This window comes from Rhizobium atlanticum (genome assembly GCF_030182485.1).
In the GTDB taxonomy this organism is placed as follows: Bacteria; Pseudomonadota; Alphaproteobacteria; order Rhizobiales; family Rhizobiaceae; genus Rhizobium.
The window spans coordinates 165,427-186,906 of sequence record NZ_JAQJCJ010000004.1 but is presented as its reverse complement, the minus strand read 5'-3'; the positions used below and the strand labels follow the sequence as shown (position 1 = coordinate 186,906).

At 61.6% G+C, this 21,480-nt stretch carries 15 protein-coding genes; 10 read left to right on the top strand and 5 right to left on the bottom strand.

The window, feature by feature from the left end; all coding sequences use genetic code 11:
• Position 1: 1 nt before the first annotated feature.
• The 7 genes from PH551_RS08085 to PH551_RS08055 all read left to right on the top strand — a co-directional run bounded on the left by PH551_RS08085 (position 2) and on the right by PH551_RS08055 (position 7,526).
• Positions 2–286, top strand: a complete 285-nt coding sequence (locus PH551_RS08085) for a YciI family protein (RefSeq protein ID WP_285192567.1) — start codon at positions 2–4, stop codon at positions 284–286.
• 166 nt (positions 287–452) lie between these two features.
• On the top strand, positions 453–1,904 hold the full coding sequence (locus tag PH551_RS08080; RefSeq protein ID WP_183698754.1) for a homospermidine synthase: 1,452 nt from the start codon (positions 453–455) through the stop codon (positions 1,902–1,904).
• Positions 1,905–2,074: 170 nt separating this feature from the next.
• The gene (gene omp10 / locus PH551_RS08075; RefSeq protein ID WP_085779399.1) at positions 2,075–2,443 is read left to right on the top strand and encodes an outer membrane lipoprotein Omp10; all 369 of its coding nucleotides are present in this window, start codon (positions 2,075–2,077) and stop codon (positions 2,441–2,443) included.
• 282 nt (positions 2,444–2,725) lie between these two features.
• The gene (locus tag PH551_RS08070; protein ID WP_285192566.1) at positions 2,726–4,735 is read left to right on the top strand and encodes a 5'-nucleotidase C-terminal domain-containing protein; all 2,010 of its coding nucleotides are present in this window, start codon (positions 2,726–2,728) and stop codon (positions 4,733–4,735) included.
• A gap of 123 nt (positions 4,736–4,858) precedes the next feature.
• Positions 4,859–5,893, top strand: coding sequence for a ferrochelatase (gene hemH, locus PH551_RS08065; RefSeq protein ID WP_285192564.1), 1,035 nt, complete (start codon positions 4,859–4,861; stop codon positions 5,891–5,893).
• 142 nt (positions 5,894–6,035) lie between these two features.
• A complete protein-coding gene (locus tag PH551_RS08060; protein WP_285192563.1) occupies positions 6,036–7,067 on the top strand; it encodes an SPFH domain-containing protein in 1,032 nt (343 codons plus the stop codon).
• 3 nt (positions 7,068–7,070) lie between these two features.
• Positions 7,071–7,526 (top strand): NfeD family protein, encoded by a 456-nt coding sequence (locus PH551_RS08055; RefSeq protein WP_285192562.1) that lies wholly within the window; start codon positions 7,071–7,073, stop codon positions 7,524–7,526.
• Here PH551_RS08055 and PH551_RS08050 read toward each other — a convergent pair whose 3' ends face one another.
• Entirely contained in the window at positions 7,527–8,522 is a 996-nt protein-coding gene (locus tag PH551_RS08050; RefSeq protein ID WP_285192561.1) for a KpsF/GutQ family sugar-phosphate isomerase, read from the bottom strand.
• A gap of 140 nt (positions 8,523–8,662) precedes the next feature.
• Here PH551_RS08050 and PH551_RS08045 point away from each other — a divergent pair, with 140 nt between their 5' ends.
• A complete protein-coding gene (locus PH551_RS08045; protein WP_285192560.1) occupies positions 8,663–10,195 on the top strand; it encodes an outer membrane beta-barrel protein in 1,533 nt (510 codons plus the stop codon).
• 56 nt (positions 10,196–10,251) lie between these two features.
• On the opposite strand, the gene galU is transcribed toward PH551_RS08045, so the two are convergent.
• Positions 10,252–11,139: a UTP--glucose-1-phosphate uridylyltransferase GalU gene (gene galU, locus PH551_RS08040; RefSeq protein ID WP_085779406.1), complete on the bottom strand. Its 888-nt coding sequence runs from the start codon at positions 11,137–11,139 to the stop codon at positions 10,252–10,254.
• A gap of 204 nt (positions 11,140–11,343) precedes the next feature.
• On the opposite strand from galU, the gene PH551_RS08035 reads away from it, so the two are divergent.
• Positions 11,344–12,567 (top strand): lytic murein transglycosylase, encoded by a 1,224-nt coding sequence (locus PH551_RS08035; RefSeq protein ID WP_285192559.1) that lies wholly within the window; start codon positions 11,344–11,346, stop codon positions 12,565–12,567.
• A 64-nt stretch (positions 12,568–12,631) separates the two neighbouring features.
• The gene (locus tag PH551_RS08030; protein ID WP_285192558.1) at positions 12,632–13,849 is read left to right on the top strand and encodes an SGNH/GDSL hydrolase family protein; all 1,218 of its coding nucleotides are present in this window, start codon (positions 12,632–12,634) and stop codon (positions 13,847–13,849) included.
• Positions 13,850–13,870: 21 nt separating this feature from the next.
• Here the strand turns inward: PH551_RS08030 and PH551_RS08025 are convergent, their stop codons facing one another.
• The 3 genes from PH551_RS08025 to gltB all read right to left on the bottom strand — a co-directional run bounded on the left by PH551_RS08025 (position 13,871) and on the right by gltB (position 21,108).
• Complete coding sequence (locus PH551_RS08025) at positions 13,871–14,497, bottom strand: hypothetical protein (protein ID WP_285192557.1); 627 nt, start codon at positions 14,495–14,497, stop codon at positions 13,871–13,873.
• A 214-nt stretch (positions 14,498–14,711) separates the two neighbouring features.
• Positions 14,712–16,166, bottom strand: a complete 1,455-nt coding sequence (locus tag PH551_RS08020; RefSeq protein ID WP_085779410.1) for a glutamate synthase subunit beta — start codon at positions 16,164–16,166, stop codon at positions 14,712–14,714.
• Positions 16,167–16,386: 220 nt separating this feature from the next.
• On the bottom strand, positions 16,387–21,108 hold the full coding sequence (gltB, locus tag PH551_RS08015) for a glutamate synthase large subunit (protein ID WP_285192556.1): 4,722 nt from the start codon (positions 21,106–21,108) through the stop codon (positions 16,387–16,389).
• Positions 21,109–21,480: the final 372 nt, after the last annotated feature.

Genomic DNA, 21,480 nt, shown 5'->3' with positions numbered 1-21,480 from the left:
CATGTTCATTCTCTCCCTCACCTACGTTAAATCCAGCGACGAAGCCGACAGGCACATGGAGCCGCACATGGCCTGGGTGAAGGACGGTTACGCCAAGGGCTGGTTCCTCGCGTCCGGCCGTAAGGTGCCGCGCACCGGCGGCGCGATCCTCGCTATCGGCGACCGTGCCGCAATCGAAGCCTATGTCGCCGCCGACCCCTTCACCGTCCACGGCGTCGCCGAATACGAAATCACCGAACTTGCGGTAACGACGACGGTCGAAGGATTGGAAATCCTGAAGCGGTGATTTTCGGTCAGGGCATCTTGTCGCGCCGATATTTGGCCTTTCCCCGTCAACGCTCTTTATTGTGACGGCGTTTTGTGGTTAGAGCCGGTCACTTCGCAATTTCTGCGGCAATCTCACAAGAATTCTTCAGGCTGAGCGCCTTCGTCCCCTTCCACAGGAGAAAAGAATGACGGAACAGAACTATCCGGTATATGCCGAAATTACCGGTCCGATCGTGATGATCGGCTTTGGCTCCATCGGCCGCGGCACCCTGCCCCTGATCGAGCGCCACTTCAAATTCGACAAGAGCCGGATGGTCGTCATCGACCCGCGTGAAGAGCCCTCCGATATGGAGATCCTGAAGAAGCACGGCGTTCGCCACATCAAGGAATATGTTACCAAGGACAATTACAAGGAACTGCTGAAGCCCCTGCTGACGAAAGGCGAAGGCCAGGGCTTCTGCGTCAACCTCTCGGTCGACACCTCCTCGCTCGACATCATCAAGCTCTGCCGCAAGCTCGATGTTCTTTATATCGATACGGTCGTCGAGCCCTGGCTTGGCTTCTATTTCGACAAGGGCATGAGCAATGCCGACCGCACCAACTATGCGCTGCGCGAGACGGTGCGCAAGGAAAAGGCGAAAAACCCCGGCGGCGCCACCGCCGTCTCCACCTGCGGCGCCAATCCGGGCATGGTCTCCTGGTTCGTCAAGCAGGCGCTCGTCAACCTCGCCAATGATACCGGTGTTAAATTCGAGGAACCGGACCAGCACGATCGCGAAGGCTGGGCCAAACTGATGAAGAAAGTCGGCGTCAAGGGCGTCCACATCGCCGAGCGCGACACCCAGCGCACCAAACATCCGAAGCCGCTCAACGTCTTCTGGAACACCTGGTCCGTCGAAGGCTTCATCTCCGAAGGCATGCAGCCGGCCGAACTCGGCTGGGGCACGCACGAGCAGTGGATGCCGAAGAACGCCAAGAAGCACAAGAAGGGCAACAAGGCGGCGATCTACCTGGAGCAGCCGGGCGCCAACACCCGCGTGCGCACCTGGTGCCCGACCCCCGGCCCGCAATACGGCTTCCTCGTCACCCACAACGAATCGATCTCGATCGCCGATTACTTCACGGTCCGCGACAAGGACGGCGAAGTCACCTTCCGTCCGACCTGCCATTATGCCTACCATCCCGCCAACGACGCCGTGCTCTCGCTGCATGAGATGTTCGGCAACGGCGGCACCCCGCAGCCGGTCCACCACGTTCTCGACGAGGACGAGCTCGAGGACGGCATCGACGAACTCGGCGTCCTCCTCTACGGTCATGAGAAGAATGCCTACTGGTATGGTTCGCGCCTGTCGCTGGAAGAAACCCGCCGCATCGCGCCTTACCAGAACGCCACCGGCCTGCAGGTGACCTCCGCCGTTCTCGCTGGCATGGTCTGGGCGCTGGAAAACCCGAAGGCCGGCATTGTCGAAGCCGACGAGATCGATTACAAGCGCTGCCTCGACGTGCAGATGCCCTATCTCGGCCCGGTCGAAGGCCACTATACCGACTGGACGCCACTAGACGGCCGTCCCGGTCTGTTTCCTGAGGATATCGACACCAAGGATCCCTGGCAGTTCAGGAACATCCTCGTTCGCTGACATTGTCAGTGCAACTTTGAAGATGCCCGCCGCGAGGCGGGCATTTTTGTAACGCTGGCTGTATAAATGCCGTCCCCACTGCTCCAAGCCTTGCCATCATGGCAGACGCACGCCATGTTTTGCCCAAACTTGGCGGGTGACCGCCACGCCGATTCGCCGGGAGAAGCCTTATGAAAATCAGAACTGGTCTCGTTCTTGTCGGTGCAGCGGCCGCTCTTGCCTCCTGCGTTTCGCCGGAGCCACGGCCATTGCCGGTTGCAGCCACGCCCGCCGCCAACGGCGTTGAAGGCAGCTGGAGCGATCCGAACGGCATCGTCTCCACGTTCCAGGGCGGTACCTTCACCACCCGCACGACCGATAGCAACCAGCTTCTTGCTTCCGGCACCTATATCAATACCTCGCCGACACTGGTCGAGATCAACATGACCTCGCTGGTGCGCAAGACACAGTCCAAGGTTAATTGCGCCCTCGTCAATCCTACCCAGCTCAACTGCACTTCGGATTCCGGTGCACAATTCACACTTTCCCGCCGCGGCTGAAAAGAGCGGATGCGCTGACGGTCTTGTGCTGGTTACCGTGCGAATCTCTTTCTGGTCACCTTGTCCTGCTGATGCTGGTCTCATCTCGAAGGCGATGACGCCCGCTTAAGAGGCCGCTTTTTTGTGCCGGTCCTCTTGGAAAGAATCCCTTCTGATCCAGCTTTCCCTTGCGGTGGTGAATCGTCTGATGGAACATCTGCTCGCCGGGAAACCGACCCGGCGGACTTTGGAAGGGATTGGCGTGGATCAGGGGGATCTTTCGCCTCAATCAGGAGAACAGGGATGACGAAGTCTTTCAGCTTCGGTCTTTTGACCGCGTCCATGCTGGCGCTGAGCGCGGGCGCCGCCTTTGCCGATTACGAACTCAATATTCTTCACATCAACGATTTCCATTCACGCATTGAGTCCATCAACAAATTCGATTCTACCTGCTCGGCCGAGGAGGAAGGCAAGAAGGAATGCTTCGGCGGCGCCGCCCGCCTGAAGACCGCGATCGACCAGCGCCGTCAGGCGCTGTCAGGCAAGAATGTTCTTCTCCTGAATGCCGGCGACAATTTTCAGGGCTCGCTCTTCTACACCACCTATAAGGGCGCGGCCGAAGCCGAATTTTTGAACCTAATGAAGTTCGACGCCATGACCGTCGGCAACCATGAATTCGACGACAGCGAGGACGGGCTCGCGACCTTCCTCGACAAGGTGCAATTCCCCGTCGTGACCGCGAACGTCAAGGCGAGCGCCGCCTCAAAGCTCGGCGACCGCATCAAGCCTTCGCTGGTGCTCGATGTCGGCGGCCAGAAGATCGGCATCGTCGGCGCCGTCACCAATGATACACCCGAACTGTCCTCCCCCGGCCCGAATGTCACGATCGAAGATGACGTTCAGACGATCACATCAGCCGTGCAGGACTTGAAAAGCAAGGGGGTCAACAAGATCATCGCGCTGACCCATGTCGGCTATCCCCGCGACCTGGCGTTCATCGCCAAGATCCCGGACGTTGATGTCGTGGTCGGCGGCCACTCCCATAGCCTGCTCTCCAATACCGACCCAAAGGCTGAAGGCCCGTATCCGACGATGGTCGACAACCCCGGTGGCTATAAGGTGCCGGTCGTCCAGGCCGCCTCTTACAGCAAATATCTCGGCGACGTCGTCGTCAATTTCGACGATAACGGCGTCGTCAAGGATGCCAAGGGCGACCCGATCCTGATCGACTCGGCCTTCACGCCCGATCCGGCCGTCGTCACCCGCGTCGCCGAACTGGCAAAACCGATCGAGGAACTGCGCAAAAAGGTGATTGGCTCTTCCGAAGGTCCTATCGAGGGCGACCGCAAGGTCTGCCGCGTCAAGGAATGCTCGATGGGCAATCTGGTCGCCGACGCCATGCTCGACCGCACCAAGAACCAGGGCGTCACCATCGCCTTCCAGAACGGCGGCGGCCTGCGCGCCTCGATCGACGGCGGCGATGTCACCCAGGGCGAAGTCATCACCGTCCTGCCCTTCCAGAACACGCTCGCCACGTTTGAAGCGACCGGTGCGGACGTCGTCAAGGCGCTCGAGAACGGCGTCAGCCAGATCGATCAGGGCGCCGGCCGCTTCCCGCAGGTCGCCGGCCTGAAGTTCTCGTTCGACCAGTCGAAGCCTGTCGGCAGCCGCGTCAGCGATGTCCAGGTAAAGGATGGCGACAACTTCGCGCCGATCGATCCGGCCAAGACCTACAAGGTCGCCACCAACAACTTCATGCGGGCCGGCGGCGATGGCTATTCTATCTTCAAGGAAGGCAAGAACGCCTATGATTACGGCCCGGATCTCGCCGATGTGACCGCCGCATATCTGGCCGCTCATTCGCCTTACAAGCCCTTTACCGACGGCCGCGTCACTGAACTCGGTGCGACTGTAGCGCAGGCGCCCGCTGCCGAACCGGCGGCTCCTGCTCCAGCACCGGCAGCACCTGCGCCGGCAACTGAGCCCGCCCCTGCTCCGGCTGCACCTGCTCCGGCTGCCGAGCCTGCACCTGCGACACCGGCCGCCCCCGCACCAGCCACTGAGCCTGCCCCTGCCGCGCCAGCGCCGGCAGCTCCCGCGCCTGCGACGGAACCGGCTCCGGCTCCGGCAGCCTCCGCGCCGGCCGCAACGACGCCCGCCACCCACGTCATCGCCGCGGGCGATACCTTCTGGGATCTCGCCGTGGCCTTCTATGGCGACGGCACGCTGTGGCGGAAGCTTTCGGATGCCAACGGCAAGCCGAACCCGCATCACCTGATGGTCGGCAAGGAAATCCAGGTTCCGGCAAAGTAAGACGATTTGTCTCGACGCCATCGGCCGGTCCGGGGTTTCCCGGGCCGGCTTTTCTTTCTATAGGGTGAACCATGATCCAGCGGCTGCGTATGAGCCGACAGGACAAAGAGCGTTGGGGCCAGAATGACAGCAGATACTTCACTCCGTCCAGTCGACCATCCGGCCGTAAAATCTGGTAAGATCGGTGTGCTGCTGGTCAATCTCGGTACGCCCGACGGCACCGATTATATGTCGATGCGCCGCTATCTCAGGGAATTCCTCACCGATCGCCGCGTCATCGAATGGTCGCGCTGGAAATGGTATCCGATCCTGTTCGGTGTCGTGCTCAACAGACGCCCGCAGAAGGTCGGAAAGGCCTATGAGCTGATCTGGAACAAGGAGAAGAACGAAAGTTATCTCCGCACCTACACCCGCAACCAGTCGGAACTGATGGCCGAGCGCCTGCGCGATCTCGAAAACGTCAAGGTCGACTGGGCAATGCGCTACGGCACGCCGTCGATCGCTTCGCGCATCGACGCGCTGAAGCAAGACGGCTGCGACCGGATCGTGCTCTTCCCGCTCTACCCGCAATATGCGGCGGCAACGACCGCCACGGTCAATGACAAGGCCTTCCAAAAGCTGCTCTCGATGCGCTGGCAGCCGGCGTTGCGCACGGTGCCCGACTATCACGACGACGAGACCTATATCGAGGCGCTTGCCCAGTCCGTCGAAAGACATCTTTCGACGCTCGACTGGAAGCCGGACATGCTGCTTGCCTCCTTCCACGGCATTCCGATGTCCTATTTCAAGCAGGGCGACCCCTATTACTGTCAATGCCAAAAGACCGGCCGGCTGCTGCGCGAACGGCTCGGACTGACTCAGGAAAACTTCATGGTCACCTTTCAGTCCCGCTTCGGGCCGGAAGAATGGCTGCAACCCTATACCGACAAGACGGTGGAAAAGCTCGCCCAGGACGGCGTCAAGCGCATAGCCGTCATCAATCCCGGCTTCGTCTCCGACTGTCTGGAAACTCTTGAGGAGATCGCCGAACAGGCGGCCCACTCGTTCCATGAGAACGGCGGCGACAAGTTCACCCATATCCCCTGCCTCAACGACAGCGAAGACGGCATGAGGGTGCTGGAAAAGGTGGTCCGCCGCGAGTTGCAGGGCTGGGTCTGAGAACACGCTAGAGACCTTGCCTAGAACCTCCTTTTCACCTGGAGGTGGTGCTGCGCGTGTCATTTCTTCCTCGCAAAGAACATGCTAATTCACCACATGAGTTGTGAGGCGCTTGCGCATGCGCCGATGGGAGGAATTTTTCATGCTGTTCGGCGGCTTCGACATCGTCGTGATCGTGCTCGTCATCTTCGTCATTCTGGTGCTCTTTGCCGGGATCAAGACCGTGCCGCAGGGCTATCGCTACACCATCGAGCGCTTCGGCCGTTATACCCGCACGCTGGAGCCAGGCCTTAACCTCATTACTCCCTTCATCGAACGCGTCGGGGCGCGGATGAACGTGATGGAGCAGGTGCTGAACGTGCCGACCCAGGAAGTGATTACCAAAGACAATGCCTCGGTTTCGGCCGATGCCGTCGCCTTCTTTCAGGTTCTGAATGCTGCCCAGGCCGCATACCAGGTTTCCCATCTCGAAAATGCCATCCTCAATCTCACCATGACCAACATCCGCTCGGTCATGGGCTCCATGGATCTCGACGAACTGCTTTCCAACCGCGACGCGATCAATGACCGGCTGCTGCGCGTCGTCGATGAGGCGGTGCAGCCTTGGGGCATCAAGGTCACCCGCGTCGAAATCAAGGACATCCAGCCGCCGCGCGACCTCGTCGATGCGATGGCCCGCCAGATGAAGGCCGAGCGCGAGAAGCGCGCCCAGGTGCTGGAAGCCGAAGGCGCCCGCAACGCGCAGATCCTCAGGGCCGAAGGCGCCAAGCAATCCGCGATCCTCCAGGCCGAAGGCCAGCGTGAAGCCGCCTTCCGCAACGCCGAAGCCCGCGAGCGACTGGCCGAGGCGGAAGCCAAGGCGACGAAAATGGTCTCCGAAGCGATTGCCGCCGGTGACGTTCAGGCGATCAACTATTTCGTCGCTCAGAAATACACCGAAGCGCTCGCCTCGGTCGGCTCGGCGCCCAATTCCAAGATCGTGCTGATGCCGATGGAAGCCTCTTCCATCCTGAGTTCGCTCGGCGGCATCGGCGCCATCGCCCGCGAAGTCTTCGGTGATGCCGGCAATCCGCCGCCGCCTCCCCCGCCGCGTCCGCGTCCCGCGCCGATCCGCTCTACGCCGCCGATCAATCCGCCTGCCCCCAATCCCTTCAATCCGGATCAGGAGCGATAAGCCATGCTGGCGAAGATCATCGCCGAACTCGGTCCATGGAACTGGTGGGTTGCGGGCCTCGTGCTGCTCGCCGCCGAAATGGTCGTGCCCGGTTTCTTCCTCGTCTGGATCGGCCTCGCGGCCTTGATCGTCGGCGCACTGTCGCTGCTCTTCTGGGACAGCGCCTTTTGGGTCTGGGAACTGCAAGCGATCCTTTTTGCGGTTCTGGCCGTCGCCACGACCTTTGCCGGCCGCCGGCTGATCCTGCGCAGCGCCGAGACCGACGAGCCCTTCCTCAATCAGCGCGGCGCAAGTCTTGTCGGACGCACCGCCACGCTGCAGGAGCCGATCCGAGAGGGCCGCGGCCGCATCCGCCTCGACGATACGCTATGGCAGGTAATGGGGCCCGATTTGCCCGTGGGAACACAGGTTAAGGTCATCTCGTGTCATGGCCGCGACCTGCGAGTCGAACCGGTCTGATCAGGCGACGCCGATCCGCAGCAGGTCGTGGAAGTGCACCAGCCCGATCGGCCTGATATCCTCGTCGATAACGATCAGGGCACCGATGTGGTGCTGGTTGAGCAGCGCCAGAGCCGCCGTCGCCAGCACCGTCGGTTTCACCGTCTTCGGCGTCGTCGTCATGATGTCGTCGACGGCAAGCTCAGCAAGATTGCGGCTCAGGTTCCGAGCCATGTCGCCTTCGGTGACGATGCCGCAGAGCCGCCCGTCCTCGTCGAGCACGCCGACGCAGCCGAAATGTTTGCGCGATAGCACCGTAATCGCCTCCGGCATCGGCGTGCCCTTGGAAACGAGCGGCAGCTTCTCGCCGGTATGCATGATATCGGCGACATGCATCAGGCTCGCACCCAGCTTGCCGCCGGGATGAAAAACGTGGAAGTCGGTGGCGGTAAAGCCCCGCGCCTCCAGGAGTGCGACCGCCAAGGCATCGCCGAGTGCAAGCTGCATCAGCGTCGAGGTCGTCGGCGCCAGCCCGTTGGGGCAGGCTTCCTGTTCGTTCGGCACCAGAAGCACGATGTCCGCGGCCGTCGCCAGCGAGGACGCTTCGCTGCAAGTGATCGCGATCAAGGGGATCGAGAAGCGCCTCGTGAAGGAAATGATGCTCTTGAGTTCGGCGCTTTCGCCGCCTTTGGAAATCGCCAAGACCACGTCGTCGCGCGCAATCATGCCGAGATCGCCATGATTGGCTTCGGCCGCATGCACGAAAAAGGCGGGGGTGCCGGTCGAGGCGAATGTCGCCGCGAGTTTGGCACCGATATGGCCGCTCTTGCCGACACCAGTGACGATGACGCGGCCGGAGATGTCGCCGATGATCTCGACGGCGCGGGTGAAAGAACCGGCCAGTCCGTTGTCAAAGGCCCGTTCGAGCGCTTCAAGACCGCGTTTTTCGGTCTCTATCGTGCGTTTTGCCGACTCGAGCACGCTGTTTTCAACGAGTTTGATCGCTCTTCTGTTCATGGAGATGCGTTAGACCTTTTCACTTTCCAAGTCCACCCCGCACCATTTCCGAACTGTGAACAGCGCCCGCCCGTGGCAACGAATGATTAACCACAAGGCTTTACCTTTGAGTAAGAACCGAAAGCATGTCAGGCGAGTGAATGGGTCAGCCAAAACAGACGAGCAGTGTGACGCCGCTCCGCGCGATGAGGCGTGTCGTCTGCTTTACTGCGTTCGGCACACTGCTGTTCGGCCAGACTGCAGCACTCGCGCAGTCCGCCTCACAGCAGCCTGTCGCTAGCCGCTCCGCCAGCCCGGACAATCGCACTACGAACAATGCCGCAGCCGGTTTCGATGACGAAATCAGCGTTTCTGCCACTCCTGTGGCAACGGGTGCGGCGGGAGATCCGGACGATACCCAACAGAGGCCCGCCATACCGGACGCGCAATCCGGTGACGACATTACCGGCTCCATTCTCGATGAGGACATGCGCCGACTGAACACCCGTGAAGCGCGGATCGACGAGACGCCGCCGATCCGCAGGGCTGGCGAAAATGCCTCGACGGCAGAAACACCCGGTATTCCGATCGGCACTTTCGTGCTCCGCCCGAGCGTGACCCAAAGCATCAATACCGAGACCACCAAGGACGGCAATACCAGGCAGCGGCGCGCTTTCCTCGAAACGGACGCAGCCGCGACGCTCACCTCCGACTGGGGACGGCACCAGCTGACCGTGACCTCGGAAGGCGCCTGGCAGAGGAATATCAGCGGTGAAGGCGAGGAGCAGCCGTCATTCAAGGTCAACGGCGATCTCCGGCTGGACCTTCCCGACGACACGGTCGCGCATCTCACGGCCGGCTATAATTTCTACCGCGAGGATACGGACGATCCCGACGCCATCGCCGATGCCACACAGCAGTCCGACGTGCAGGAGTTCACCGCCGGCGCCTCCGTCCAGCGCGATTTCGGCATCTTGCGCGGCACGACGGCGCTCGCCCTGAACCGTTCGATCTATTCCGACGCCACGCTTGCGAACGGCACGACCGTGGCGTTGAGCGATCGCAACCAGACGACCGGCACGCTGCGCGGTCGCGTCGGCTACGAGCTGTCGCCGGCGCTCATCCCATTCATCGAGGCCACGATCGGCCGTACGATCTACGACGAGACGCGCGATTCCGCCGGTTACGAGCGCTCAAGCCATAGTTATGGCGCCAAAGCCGGCGTCGAGGTCGACCTCGGCGAAAAGCTGAAGGGTGAAGTCGGCGTCGGCTACGAAAGGGCGGATTTCGAAGACAGCCGGCTGACCTCGATCGATACGGCCACGCTCGATGCGAGCCTGCTCTGGTCACCGATCCGCGGCACCGACGTCAATCTCGACCTGCAGACGAGCATCCAGCCCTCGACCACCGCTGGCGAGAGCGGCTACGTCTCGCATGCGCTGACGACGACGGTCACCCACCAGCTGCGCGACAATCTGGTCGGAACCATGATCGGCGGCGTCATATGGCGCGACTATCCCACCGACAGCACAATTAGCGACGAGCTCGTCTATACTGCGGCGACCGGCCTGACCTGGAACATCAACCGCTATCTCGATCTCACCAGCACGCTTGGCTACGAACTGACGACGCGCAAGGACGGCGACGACTCGCGGCAATGGCGCGCGGGGGTCGGCCTCAAGCTGAAAAGATAAACGCCGCGCTTCGATGGAAGGCGCGGCGGTTATCAATGACAAGTCTGAGTGAAGCCTTACTTCAGCCCTGCGAGCAGTTCCTTGAAGCCGCCTTCGACAGACGGACGGATATCAGCACGTTCGAGGGCGTAGGCGACGTTGGCCAGGATGAAGCCGTCCTTGGCGCCGCAGTCGTAGGTCGTGCCGCGGAAATGGTAGCCGGCGAAATCCTGTTCCTTCAGTAGCTTCAGCATGCCGTCGGTGAGCTGGATCTCGTTGCCGGCGCCACGTTCCTGAGTTTCGAGGATCTTAAAGATCTCCGGTTGCAGGATGTAGCGGCCGTTGATGAAGAAGTTGGACGGCGCCGTTCCCTTGGCAGGCTTTTCCACCATGCCGGTGATGCGGAAGCCTTCGCCGATCGCTTCGCCGACGCCGACGATGCCGTATTTATGAGCCTGATCGGGTGCACATTCCTCGACGGCGATGATATTGCCGCCGCTCTGGCTGTAGAGGTCGATCATCCCCTTCATGCAGCCCTTGTCGCCCTTCATGATCATGTCCGGCAGCAGCAGCGCAAAAGGTTCGTCGCCGACGATTTCGCGGGCGCACCAGACGGCGTGACCGAGGCCGAGCGGTTCCTGCTGACGGGTGAAGCTTACCGTTCCTGCCTTCGGCAGTTGCTCGGCAAGAAGGGTAATTTCCGCTTCCTTGGCGCGCTCGCGCAGCGTCTGTTCCAGCTCGAAATGGATGTCGAAGTAGTCTTCGATAATGTGCTTGTTGCGTCCGGTAACGAAGACCAGATGCTCGATTCCGGCTTCGAGCGCCTCATCGACGACATATTGAATGATAGGCTTGTCGACAACGGTCAACATTTCCTTTGGAACAGCCTTCGTTGCCGGCAGGAACCGCGTTCCCAACCCTGCCACCGGAAAAACTGCCTTACGAACTTTATTGTGATGCGCCACACAGGCCTCCTGCTTTGACTAAATCGCCTTTTAAATAAAGCCGTTCATGTCTGACTAGTATAGAATTGCTACTGTTTTGCAATGGTGACCGCCGCGGGCCGCCATGGTAAAGAATTTGTTGACTCCGTTCCTGTAGTCTCGGGTCTGGGCGGACATGATGCCCCCTGCTGCACCGAAAACTGAAGATGACGGATACGACTGTCGATGATCCAGAATCACAAAAACTCCCTTCGTGGCCTTGCTCTCGCCCTCGTTGTCGCCGCCCAGGTGGGGCTGGCCCCCGACAACGCGAAAGCCGATTCCCGGTTCCAGAAATGGATCGCGGACTTTTACCAAACAGCCGCTGAGAGTGGCATCAGTAAGGCAACTTATCAAAAGGCCTTTTCCGGGGTGAGCGAACCCGACCCGACCGTGCTCGAAAAGGCGGCCTATCAACCGGAATTTACCTCGAAGATCTGGGATTACGTTGATTCCCGCGTTAACCCCTACACCGTCAGGATCGGCCGCGAGATGGCCGTCAAGCATGCGCGGACGCTCAACGCGATCGAGCAGCGCTTCGGCGTCGACAAGACCATTCTGCTCGCGATCTGGTCGATGGAATCGAATTACGGCGCGATTCTCGACAAGGACGACCGGCTGCACTATGTGCCGCGCGCACTGGCAACCCTTGCCTATGCCGATCCGAGCCGCGCCAAATTCGCCAAGAAGCAGCTGGTTGCCGCGCTGAAGATCCTCCAGAACGGCGATGTGCCGGCACGTCAGATGACCGGCTCCTGGGCCGGCGCCATGGGCCACACTCAGTTCATCCCGACAAGCTATTTGCTCTACGCTGTCGATGCCGACGGCAATGGCCATCGCGATATCTGGAATTCGGTGCCGGACGCGCTGGCGACCTCGGCCAATCTCCTGATGAAGAACGGCTGGGATACTGGCAAGACCTGGGGCTACGAGGTCGTCGTCCCCGCGGCAGCCGCCAAGCAGATCGGCAAGACCCATACGCTCGCCCAATGGGCGGAGCTCGGCCTGAAACGGCCGAATGGCAAGGCCTTCCGCGACGGCGGCACCAAAGCCGTATTGAAAATGCCGGCCGGAGCCGGCGGCCCCGGCTTTCTGATGACGGCAAACTTCTTCACCATCAAGAACTATAATGCGTCGGACAGCTATGCGCTTGCCGTCGGCCTGCTGGCCGACCAGATCGCCGGCTATGGCGGCATGCAGCAGCGCTGGCCGCGTCCCGACGGCGCGCTCGACATCACCGAGAAATTCGAGCTGCAGACTCGTCTCAAGACGCTCGGATATTACAATGGCGAGGTCGACGGCAATTTCGGCTCAGGTTCGAAAGCGGCGATATCGGCCGTGCAGGAGCGAATCGGCATGCAGCCGGACGGCGAGCCCTCGTTGCCGCTTCTGAACGCGCTTCGCCGCTAGAAGCGGCCCAACCGTGACCTACATAGCGGGGGTAGAAGCTGGCTTGCCCTCTGCGGAACTGCCCATGATGAAGAAAACTGACCGGACCCCTAAAATCCGCTGGCTCATGCTCGCATCGATGGCGGCTTCGCTTTGTCTCGGCGCTGTTGCGCCGGTGACTGTCGCGCAAGCCCAAGAGCAGCGCTATCAGCGCCGATCGATCTTGGATTTCTTCCTCGGCAGGCGCTATCTCGACGACAGCCCGCAGGCTCCTGATGTGCCGCAGCCGAGACGCCAGCAGCGCAAGCGCCCGCCGCCAGCCCAGAAAGCCGTGATCAATACCCGCACCGCATCGCCTGTGCGCCCGCCCGTGCAGGAAGAGCCGGTCGTGCAGAAGCTTGGCGACGCCCGGAAAATCCTGATCGTCGGCGATTTCCTTGCCAGCGGCCTCGGCGACGGGCTCACCGCCGCCTTCGAGACTTCACCGGGCGTCGTCGTCGAAGCCCGCGGCAACATTTCCTCAGGCCTTGTCCGCGACGACTATTACGACTGGCCGGAACAGTTACCGAAGATGATCGACGAGCTGAAGCCGGCAATGGTCGTCGTCATGATCGGCGCCAATGACCGCCAGCAGATGGTAACCGACAGCGCGAAGGAGAAGTTCCGCACCGACGGCTGGCTTGCCGAATATCGCCGTCGTGTCCTTTCTTTCGGAAAGGAAGTCACCAGCCGCAAGATACCGCTGCTCTGGGTCGGTCTTCCTGCCTTCGAATCCGATCAGATGACGGCCGATGCTGTCCAGATGAACCAGCTCTATCGTAACCAGGTCGAGAGCATCGGCGGCGAATTCGTCGACATCTGGGATGGCTTCGTCGACGAAAACGGCACCTTCATCGTCACCGGTTCCGACGTGAACGGCCAGCAGGTGCGCCTGCGCACCTCCGACGGCATCAACCTTACGCAGGCCGGCCGGCGTAAGCTTGCCTTCTATGTGGAAAAGCCCGCCCGCCGGATTCTCGGAACCCAGGCAAGCCCCGATCTGGTGCGCCTCGATGAAAGCAACCTGCCGGGCCTCGGCCTTGCCACCAATCCGGTCGAGCATACCGTGCCGATCAGCCTCTCCGATCCCAATCTTGATGGCGGCGCCGAGCTCCTGGGAGCAAGGCCGCCACCAGTGACGCTGACGAAATCGCCGCGCGATCTCCTGATCGAGCAGGGCGAGATGACGCCGGCACCTGTCGGTCGCGTCGACGACTATCGCATGCCGGCGGCCAAGACGCCGGCCGAAGTCTCGGTGAAATAGAAACTAGGCGAGGCGGCCTTCTTATGCTGCCTGCGGCCAGCTCAGATAATAGTAATTCGAGCCGATCAGCCCGAAGAAGGCATGGCTGGCATTCGTCTGGTCGACATAGCTGCCGTTCTCCTTGACGAAGGCCCCGTCGCTGCCGCGCTCCAGATGCGCATCGAGGAAGTCGCTCCAACCGCTGACATCGATCGCCTCGCCGGCCTTGCTTTCGGTGTCGGCCTCGTCCGGATCATCGATGTCCCAGGTAGGGACCGACACGCCCTGCGTCGGATCGGAGATGGTGAGCGTGCCTGCTTCGAGCGCAGCCAGCATATCGTGAGCCTTGCCGCTTTCGCCTTCGGCCGCAGCTGCTTCCTGCAGCTGCTGCTTCAGCATCGATATGAAGGAGGCGCTGGTCACATCGGCGCTGTCGCCAGTCGTGTCAGTCTCATCTGAGGTGTCGTCCTTGGACGAAAGCGCGCCGAGCAGCCCCGACAGCGCCTGATTGGAAAGAAGCGACGCCGAGCTCGAATCGAGTCCATAGCTGCTCAGAATGCTCGCCGCCGACGAACTCTGCGTATCCTCTGAGCTTTCATCGGAGCTACGAAGATTCTTCAATGCGTATTGGGCCGAAACCATCCTGGTATTATCGAGTGCAGAAACCATTTGAATAATCCTTGTCGATCATTCGCGGCGGCTCCTCCTGAGCCCGCGTCAGGCATAAGCCTCACCCTCCGGCATTGCTTCAAGCTTGCGCCTCAGCCCGGCGCGTCAAGCGGTCGCACCGGCGAAAAGAGGTCCCGCCGGATGCGCCGCGCACAATAAAAAACTCCGCCGGAAAGGCGGAGTTCGTGTCTTCGTCAGCCTATATGAGGTGCGATCAGTTCGGCAGGACGGTCGAGCCCATCAACGCCTCGTCGATGGCGCGCGCTGCTTGGCGGCCTTCGCGGATCGCCCAGACCACCAGCGACTGGCCGCGGCGCACATCGCCCGCCGTCCAAAACTTGTCGACCGAAGTCTTGTAGTCGCGGTCGTTTGCGACGACGTTGGTCGAGCCGCGCTTGTCGGTGTTGAGCGTCAGCTTGCCTTCGAGCTCCTTCAGCACGCTTGTCGTGAACGGGCCGCGGAAACCGATGGCGATGAAGGCGAGATCGGCGCGAATGACGAATTCCGTACCGGCGACCGGCCGCCGGCGCTCGTCCACCTCGCAGCACTTGACGCCGGTCAGCACGCCGTCCTCGCCGATGAATTCGAGCGTCGCAACCTGAAATTCGCGCACTGCGCCCTCAGCCTGCGAGGAGGACGTGCGCATCTTCGTCGCCCAGAAGGGCCACACAGCAAGCTTGTCTTCCTTCTCAGGCGGCTGCGGCCGGATGTCGAGCTGGGTGACCTTGACGGCGCCTTGGCGGAAGGCCGTGCCGACGCAGTCCGAAGCCGTATCGCCGCCACCGACGACGACGACATGTTTGGCGCCGGCAAGGATTGGGTCCGACGGCCAGCCGACGCTGTCGATGTTTTCGCGCCCGACGCGGCGGTTCTGCTGCACCAGATAGGGCATCGCATCATGCACCCCCGCAAGGTCGGTGCCCGGAATGCCCGCCTCGCGCGGCGTCTCGGAGCCGCCGCAGTAAAGGACGGCGTCGTGTTCGGCCAGCAATTGTTCGACCTTGACGTCGACGCCGACATTGACGCCGCAATGGAAGGTCACGCCCTCGCCCTTCATCTGCTCGACGCGACGGTCGATGAAGTTCTTCTCCATCTTGAAGTCGGGAATGCCGTAGCGCAGCAAACCGCCCGGCTTGGTCTCACGCTCGTAGACATGCACGTCGTGGCCGGCGCGACCGAGCTGCTGGGCGGCAGCCATACCGGCGGGGCCGGAACCGATGACGGCGACCTTTTTGCCGGTATGGACCGTCGCCGGCTGCGGCCGGATGAAACCGAGTTCATAAGCCTTGTCGGCAATCGCCTGCTCGACTGTTTTGATGGCGACCGGCGCATCCTCGAGATTCAAAGTGCAGGCTTCCTCGCAGGGGGCGGGGCAAACGCGGCCGGTGAACTCCGGGAAGTTGTTGGTGGAATGCAGGTTCTGGATCGCCGCTTCCCAGTTGTTGTTGTAAACGAGGTCGTTCCAATCGGGAATCTGGTTGTGAACCGGGCAGCCTGTGGGGCCGTGGCAATAGGGGATGCCACAGTCCATGCAGCGCGCCGCCTGTTTCTGCACTTCCGGGTCCGACATCGGGATCGTGAACTCGCGGAAATGACGGATGCGATCCGACGCCGGCTGGTACTTCGCCACCTGCCGGTCGATTTCCAGAAATCCTGTTACCTTACCCATTTCTTCGTCCCTTACCCTCATGACCGCCTCACCCGCGGCCAGTTTCTGTCGTCAGTCCCGGTATCCCGGGCGGGTTGCTTCTCTTGACCGTCATTGGAACATATCCCCTGAAACATCCGCGCGATCCAGGCGGCCTACACCGGCATGATCGTCACGGGTCATCGAGACGTTTCCGACATCGGCCATCTGCGCTCGGCAGGCGGCCGATATCCGGCGCAAATCACTCCGCGGCTATACCCATCCGGCTACGCTCCATTTCCTCGAGCGCACGGCGGTATTCCACAGGCATGACCTTGCGGAACTTCGGACGGTAGTCGGCCCAATTGTCGAGGATCTGCTTGGCGCGGGCGGAGCCCGTATAGTGCAGATGGTTGGAGATCAGCTGGTAGAGACGCTCCTCGTCATGACGCGTCATGTCGCCCGAGACGTCGACGCGTCCCTTGTGCATGAGATCGCCGCCGTGATGATGCAGCTTCTCCAGCATGTCGTCCTCCTCCGGCACCGGCTCGAGTTCGACCATCGCCATGTTGCAGCGGCTGGCGAAATCGCCTGTTTCATCGAGCACGTAAGCGACGCCGCCGGACATGCCGGCCGCGAAGTTGCGGCCAGTGCCGCCGAGCACGACGACGACGCCGCCGGTCATGTATTCGCAACCATGGTCGCCGACACCTTCGACTACGGCGATCGCACCCGAATTGCGAACGGCGAAACGTTCACCCGCAACGCCGCGGAAATAGCATTCGCCCTCGGTCGCACCGTAAAGCACGGTGTTGCCGACGATGATCGAGTTTTCGGCGACGATCCGCGAATTCTCCGGCGGCCGGATGATGATCTTGCCTCCCGAAAGCCCCTTGCCGACATAGTCGTTGCCGTCGCCGATCAGGTTGAAGGTAACGCCGCGCGCCAGGAATGCGCCGAAGCTCTGCCCCGCAGTGCCGCGAAGCGTCACGTTGATCGTGTCTTCCTTCAGCCCACGATGGCGGAAGCGCTTAGCGACTTCCCCGGAAAGCATTGCGCCCGCCGAACGATCGACGTTCTTGATGCCGACCTCGAAGGCGACGGGCGTCTTGTCGGTCAGCGCCGGCTGTGCGAGCTCGATCAGCTTGCGATCGAGAATATCCTCGATCGGGTGCTGCTGCCGGCTCGTCCAGAAAGTCTCCTCCTTGGCAGCCTCGACCTTGTGGAAGATGCGGCTGAAATCGAGGCCTTTCGCCTTCCAGTGCGCTAGCATCTCGTCCTTCTCCAGGAGCTCCGAAGCGCCGATAATGTCGTCGAGCCGGGTGAACCCGAGCGAGGCGAGGATCTCGCGCACTTCGTTGGCGACGAAGAAGAAGTAGTTGATGACGTGCTCCGGCGTGCCCTTGAAGCGCTTGCGCAGCACCGGGTCCTGCGTCGCCACTCCCACCGGACAGGTGTTGAGATGGCACTTCCGCATCATGATGCAGCCGGCCGCGATCAGCGGCGCGGTGGCAAAGCCAAACTCGTCGGCGCCCAGCAGCGCCCCGATGATGACATCGCGGCCAGTCTTGAGGCCGCCGTCCACCTGCAGCGCGACTCGCGAACGCAGGCCGTTCAGCACCAGCGTCTGCTGGGTTTCGGCAAGGCCGATCTCCCAGGGGCTGCCGGCATGCTTGAGCGAGGTCAGCGGCGAGGCACCCGTGCCGCCGTCGAAGCCGGCGACCGTGATATGGTCGGCCCGCGCCTTGGCGACACCGGCGGCGACGGTACCGACGCCGACTTCGGAGACGAGTTTGACCGAGACGTCGGAGGTCGGGTTGACGTTCTTCAGATCATAGATCAGCTGTGCCAGATCCTCGATTGAATAGATGTCGTGGTGCGGCGGCGGCGAGATCAGGCCGACACCCGGCGTCGAGTGGCGGGTCTTGGCAACGGTCGCGTCGACTTTATGACCCGGAAGCTGGCCGCCTTCGCCGGGCTTGGCGCCCTGCGCCACCTTGATCTGCAGCACGTCGGCATTGACCAGATATTCGGTGGTGACGCCGAAGCGGCCCGATGCGATCTGCTTGATCGCCGAGCGTTCCGGGTTCATCGAACCATCGGAGAGCGGCATGTAGCGGTCGGATTCCTCGCCGCCTTCGCCGGTGTTCGACTTGCCGCCGATCCGGTTCATGGCGATCGCCAGCGTCGTATGCGCCTCTCTGGAGATCGAGCCGAAGGACATCGCCCCGGTCGAGAAACGTTTGACGATATCGGCGGCCGGCTCGACCTCGTCGATCGATACCGGCTTACGTCCGAGCGCCTCGGCGCTCTTGATGTTGAAGAGCCCGCGGATCGTGTTCATCCGCAGCGCCGAGTTGTTCACCATTTCGGAGAATTCGCGGTAACGATCCTCGGCATTGCCGCGCACGGCATGCTGAAGGGCTGCAACCGCGTCCGGGGTCCAGGCATGGCTTTCGCCGCGCATGCGGTAGGCATATTCGCCGCCAATATCGAGCGTTGTCGCCAGCAGCGGATCCTTGCCGAAGGCTGCGGTGTGGCGGGCAACGGTCTCTTCAGCGATCGCCTCGAGGCCGATGCCTTCGATCATCGTCGCGGTTCCGAAGAAATACTTATCGACCAGTTCCGACGACAGGCCGATCGCATCGAAGATCTGCGCGCCGCAATAGGACTGGTAGGTCGAGATGCCCATCTTCGACATCACCTTGAGGATGCCTTTGCCGACCGCCTTTATGTAGCGGTAGACGATTTCGGATGCATCGACTTCCTTCGGAAACTCGCCCTTGGCATGCATGTCGAGCAGCGTGTCGAAGGCGAGATAAGGGTTGATCGCCTCTGCGCCGTAGCCGGCGAGCAGGCAGAAGTGATGCACTTCGCGCGGCTCCCCCGTCTCGACGACGAGGCCGACGGAGGTGCGAAGCCCCTTGCGGATCAGGTGATGGTGCACGGCAGCCGTCGCCAGCAGCGCCGGAATGGCGATTCTGTCGGGACCGATCTGGCGGTCGGAGAGCACGATGATGTTGTAGCCGCCCTTGACGGCCGCCTCCGCGCGCTCGCAGAGCCGGTCGAGCATTTCGGGCATGCCAGCCGCGCCGCGCTCGATATCATAGGTGAAATCGAGCGTCTTGGTGTCGAAGCGGTCTTCCGTATGGCCGATCGAGCGGATCTTTTCGAGATCGCCATTGGTCAGGATCGGCTGGCGCACTTCGAGGCGCTTGGCGTTCGCCATGCCCTCGTGGTCGAGAATGTTCGGGCGCGGGCCGATGAAGGAGACCAGGCTCATGACGAGCTCCTCCCGGATCGGATCGATCGGCGGGTTCGTCACCTGCGCGAAGTTCTGCTTGAAATAGGTATAAAGCAGCTTCGGCTTTTCTGACATTGCCGAGATCGGCGTGTCCGTGCCCATCGAGCCGATCGCTTCCTGACCCGTCGTCGCCATCGGCGACATCAGGATCTTGGTATCCTCGGTCGTGTAGCCGAAGGCCTGTTGGCGGTCGAGCAGCGACACGTCGCGGCGCAGCGCCCTCGGCTCCACCGGCTTCAGGTCTTCGAGGATGAGCTGGGTGCGGTCGAGCCAGTTGCGATAGGGATGCGCCGTTGCAAGCTTCGACTTCACCTCGTCGTCCGAGATGATGCGGCCTTCTTCCATGTCGATCAGCAGCATCTTGCCCGGCTGCAGGCGCCACTTCTGGATGATTTTCTCCTCAGGAACCGGCAGGACGCCGGCCTCGGATGCCATGATGACGCGGTCGTCTTCGGTCACGAGATAACGCGCCGGCCTGAGGCCGTTGCGGTCGAGCGTGGCGCCGATCTGCTTGCCGTCGGTGAAGGCGACGGCAGCCGGTCCGTCCCACGGCTCCATCAGCGCGGCGTGATATTCGTAGAAGGCCTTGCGTTCGGCCGCCATCGACTGGTTGCCGGCCCAGGCTTCCGGGATCAGCATCATCACCGCATGTGCCAGCGAGTAACCGCCGCGGACCAGGAATTCCAGTGCATTGTCGAAACAGGCCGTGTCCGACTGCCCCTCGTATGAAATCGGCCACAGCTTGGAGATGTCCTCGCCGAACAGCGGTGAGGAGACCGACGCCTGGCGCGCCGCCATCCAGTTGACGTTGCCGCGCAGCGTGTTGATCTCGCCGTTATGGGCGACCATGCGGTAGGGATGCGCGAGCTTCCACGACGGGAAGGTATTGGTCGAAAAGCGCTGGTGCACGAGAGCGACCGCGCTTTCGAAACGCGGGGCCGACAGGTCCTTATAATAGGCACCGACCTGATAGGCCAGGAACATGCCTTTGTAGACTACTGTCGCCGATGACAGCGACACTGGATAGAAGTTGCTCTCCTCGCCGTCGAACTCGTCGTAGATGCGGTTTGAGATGACCTTGCGAAGGGTGAACAGCCGACGCTCGAACTCGTCGTTGTTTTCGGCGTCTTCACCGGCGCCGATGAAGACCTGCACGTGATGCGGCTCGGTCGCGGCGATATCAGGCGCCTTGGAAAGCGACGAATTGTCGACCGGCACGTCGCGGAAGCCGATGAAGACCTGGCCTTCCTCGACGATGACGTCCCTGATCACCTTCTTGAAGTGCTCGATCTGCTTTTCGTCGCGCGGCATGAAGATATGGCCGACGCCATATTCGCCAACTGGCGGCAGGGTGATGCCCTGCGCCGCCATCTCCTCGCGGAAGAAGCGATCGGGAATCTGCACCAGGATGCCGGCGCCGTCGCCCATCAGCGGGTCGGCGCCGACGGCGCCGCGATGCGTCAGGTTCTCGAGAATGAAGAGGCCGTCCTTGACGATCTGGTGCGACTTTTCGCCCTTCAGATGCGCGACAAAGCCAACGCCGCAAGCGTCATGCTCGTTGGCAGGATCGTAAAGCCCCTGCTTCTTCGGCAGGCCGGAAGCGGATTTGGACGTCTTGGCCGTCGCGCGCGCCTCTGCAGCGGCAAACCGGTCAAATTCCATGGATGGCGTCTTCGTCATCGTCTTTCCTCCTGTCGAAGCCCGCGGGGCCGCGGGCGGCTTTCGTCTTGCGTCGCAACCTGAAAGTAGGTCCGTCGCATGACAGCGCTGTTGCATGGTGAAGATCGGCCGCAGACATCTGCTTCTTGAGGAAAGCAAACCGTCGCGTTCCGCGCCTGCCATTCGCCCCCGTGCGCCAGCCGGAGGGCTGACGCTCGGAAGAACTATAGCGTGAAAGCCCGTCGCTGCCAGGGTTTTCGGCGCCTCTTCGGCCACTAAGGCCAGAATAGGACAGCAACACTGTCCTAATTCATCAGCTCTATGCCAGAAACCTTCTCCGTCCGCAAGAGCGTCGCGCCAAAAATCGTCATTTTGAGACGGAAGATTGCCAGA

What these genes read in the sequence shown, in the direction of transcription:
- PH551_RS08035 (WP_285192559.1), top strand. Translation starts at nt 11,344, where the DNA reads ATGATCCAGAATCACAAAAACTCCCTTCGTGGCCTTGCTCTCGCCCTC.
- PH551_RS08055 (WP_285192562.1), top strand. Translation starts at nt 7,071, where the DNA reads ATGCTGGCGAAGATCATCGCCGAACTCGGTCCATGGAACTGGTGGGTT.
- PH551_RS08030 (WP_285192558.1), top strand. Translation starts at nt 12,632, where the DNA reads ATGATGAAGAAAACTGACCGGACCCCTAAAATCCGCTGGCTCATGCTC.
- PH551_RS08070 (WP_285192566.1), top strand. Translation starts at nt 2,726, where the DNA reads ATGACGAAGTCTTTCAGCTTCGGTCTTTTGACCGCGTCCATGCTGGCG.
- PH551_RS08080 (WP_183698754.1), top strand. Translation starts at nt 453, where the DNA reads ATGACGGAACAGAACTATCCGGTATATGCCGAAATTACCGGTCCGATC.
- PH551_RS08050 (WP_285192561.1), bottom strand. Translation starts at nt 8,522, where the DNA reads ATGAACAGAAGAGCGATCAAACTCGTTGAAAACAGCGTGCTCGAGTCG.
- PH551_RS08060 (WP_285192563.1), top strand. Translation starts at nt 6,036, where the DNA reads ATGCTGTTCGGCGGCTTCGACATCGTCGTGATCGTGCTCGTCATCTTC.
- PH551_RS08020 (WP_085779410.1), bottom strand. Translation starts at nt 16,166, where the DNA reads ATGGGTAAGGTAACAGGATTTCTGGAAATCGACCGGCAGGTGGCGAAG.
- PH551_RS08025 (WP_285192557.1), bottom strand. Translation starts at nt 14,497, where the DNA reads ATGGTTTCTGCACTCGATAATACCAGGATGGTTTCGGCCCAATACGCA.
- omp10 (WP_085779399.1), top strand. Translation starts at nt 2,075, where the DNA reads ATGAAAATCAGAACTGGTCTCGTTCTTGTCGGTGCAGCGGCCGCTCTT.
- hemH (WP_285192564.1), top strand. Translation starts at nt 4,859, where the DNA reads ATGACAGCAGATACTTCACTCCGTCCAGTCGACCATCCGGCCGTAAAA.
- PH551_RS08085 (WP_285192567.1), top strand. Translation starts at nt 2, where the DNA reads ATGTTCATTCTCTCCCTCACCTACGTTAAATCCAGCGACGAAGCCGAC.
- PH551_RS08045 (WP_285192560.1), top strand. Translation starts at nt 8,663, where the DNA reads ATGGGTCAGCCAAAACAGACGAGCAGTGTGACGCCGCTCCGCGCGATG.
- gltB (WP_285192556.1), bottom strand. Translation starts at nt 21,108, where the DNA reads ATGACGAAGACGCCATCCATGGAATTTGACCGGTTTGCCGCTGCAGAG.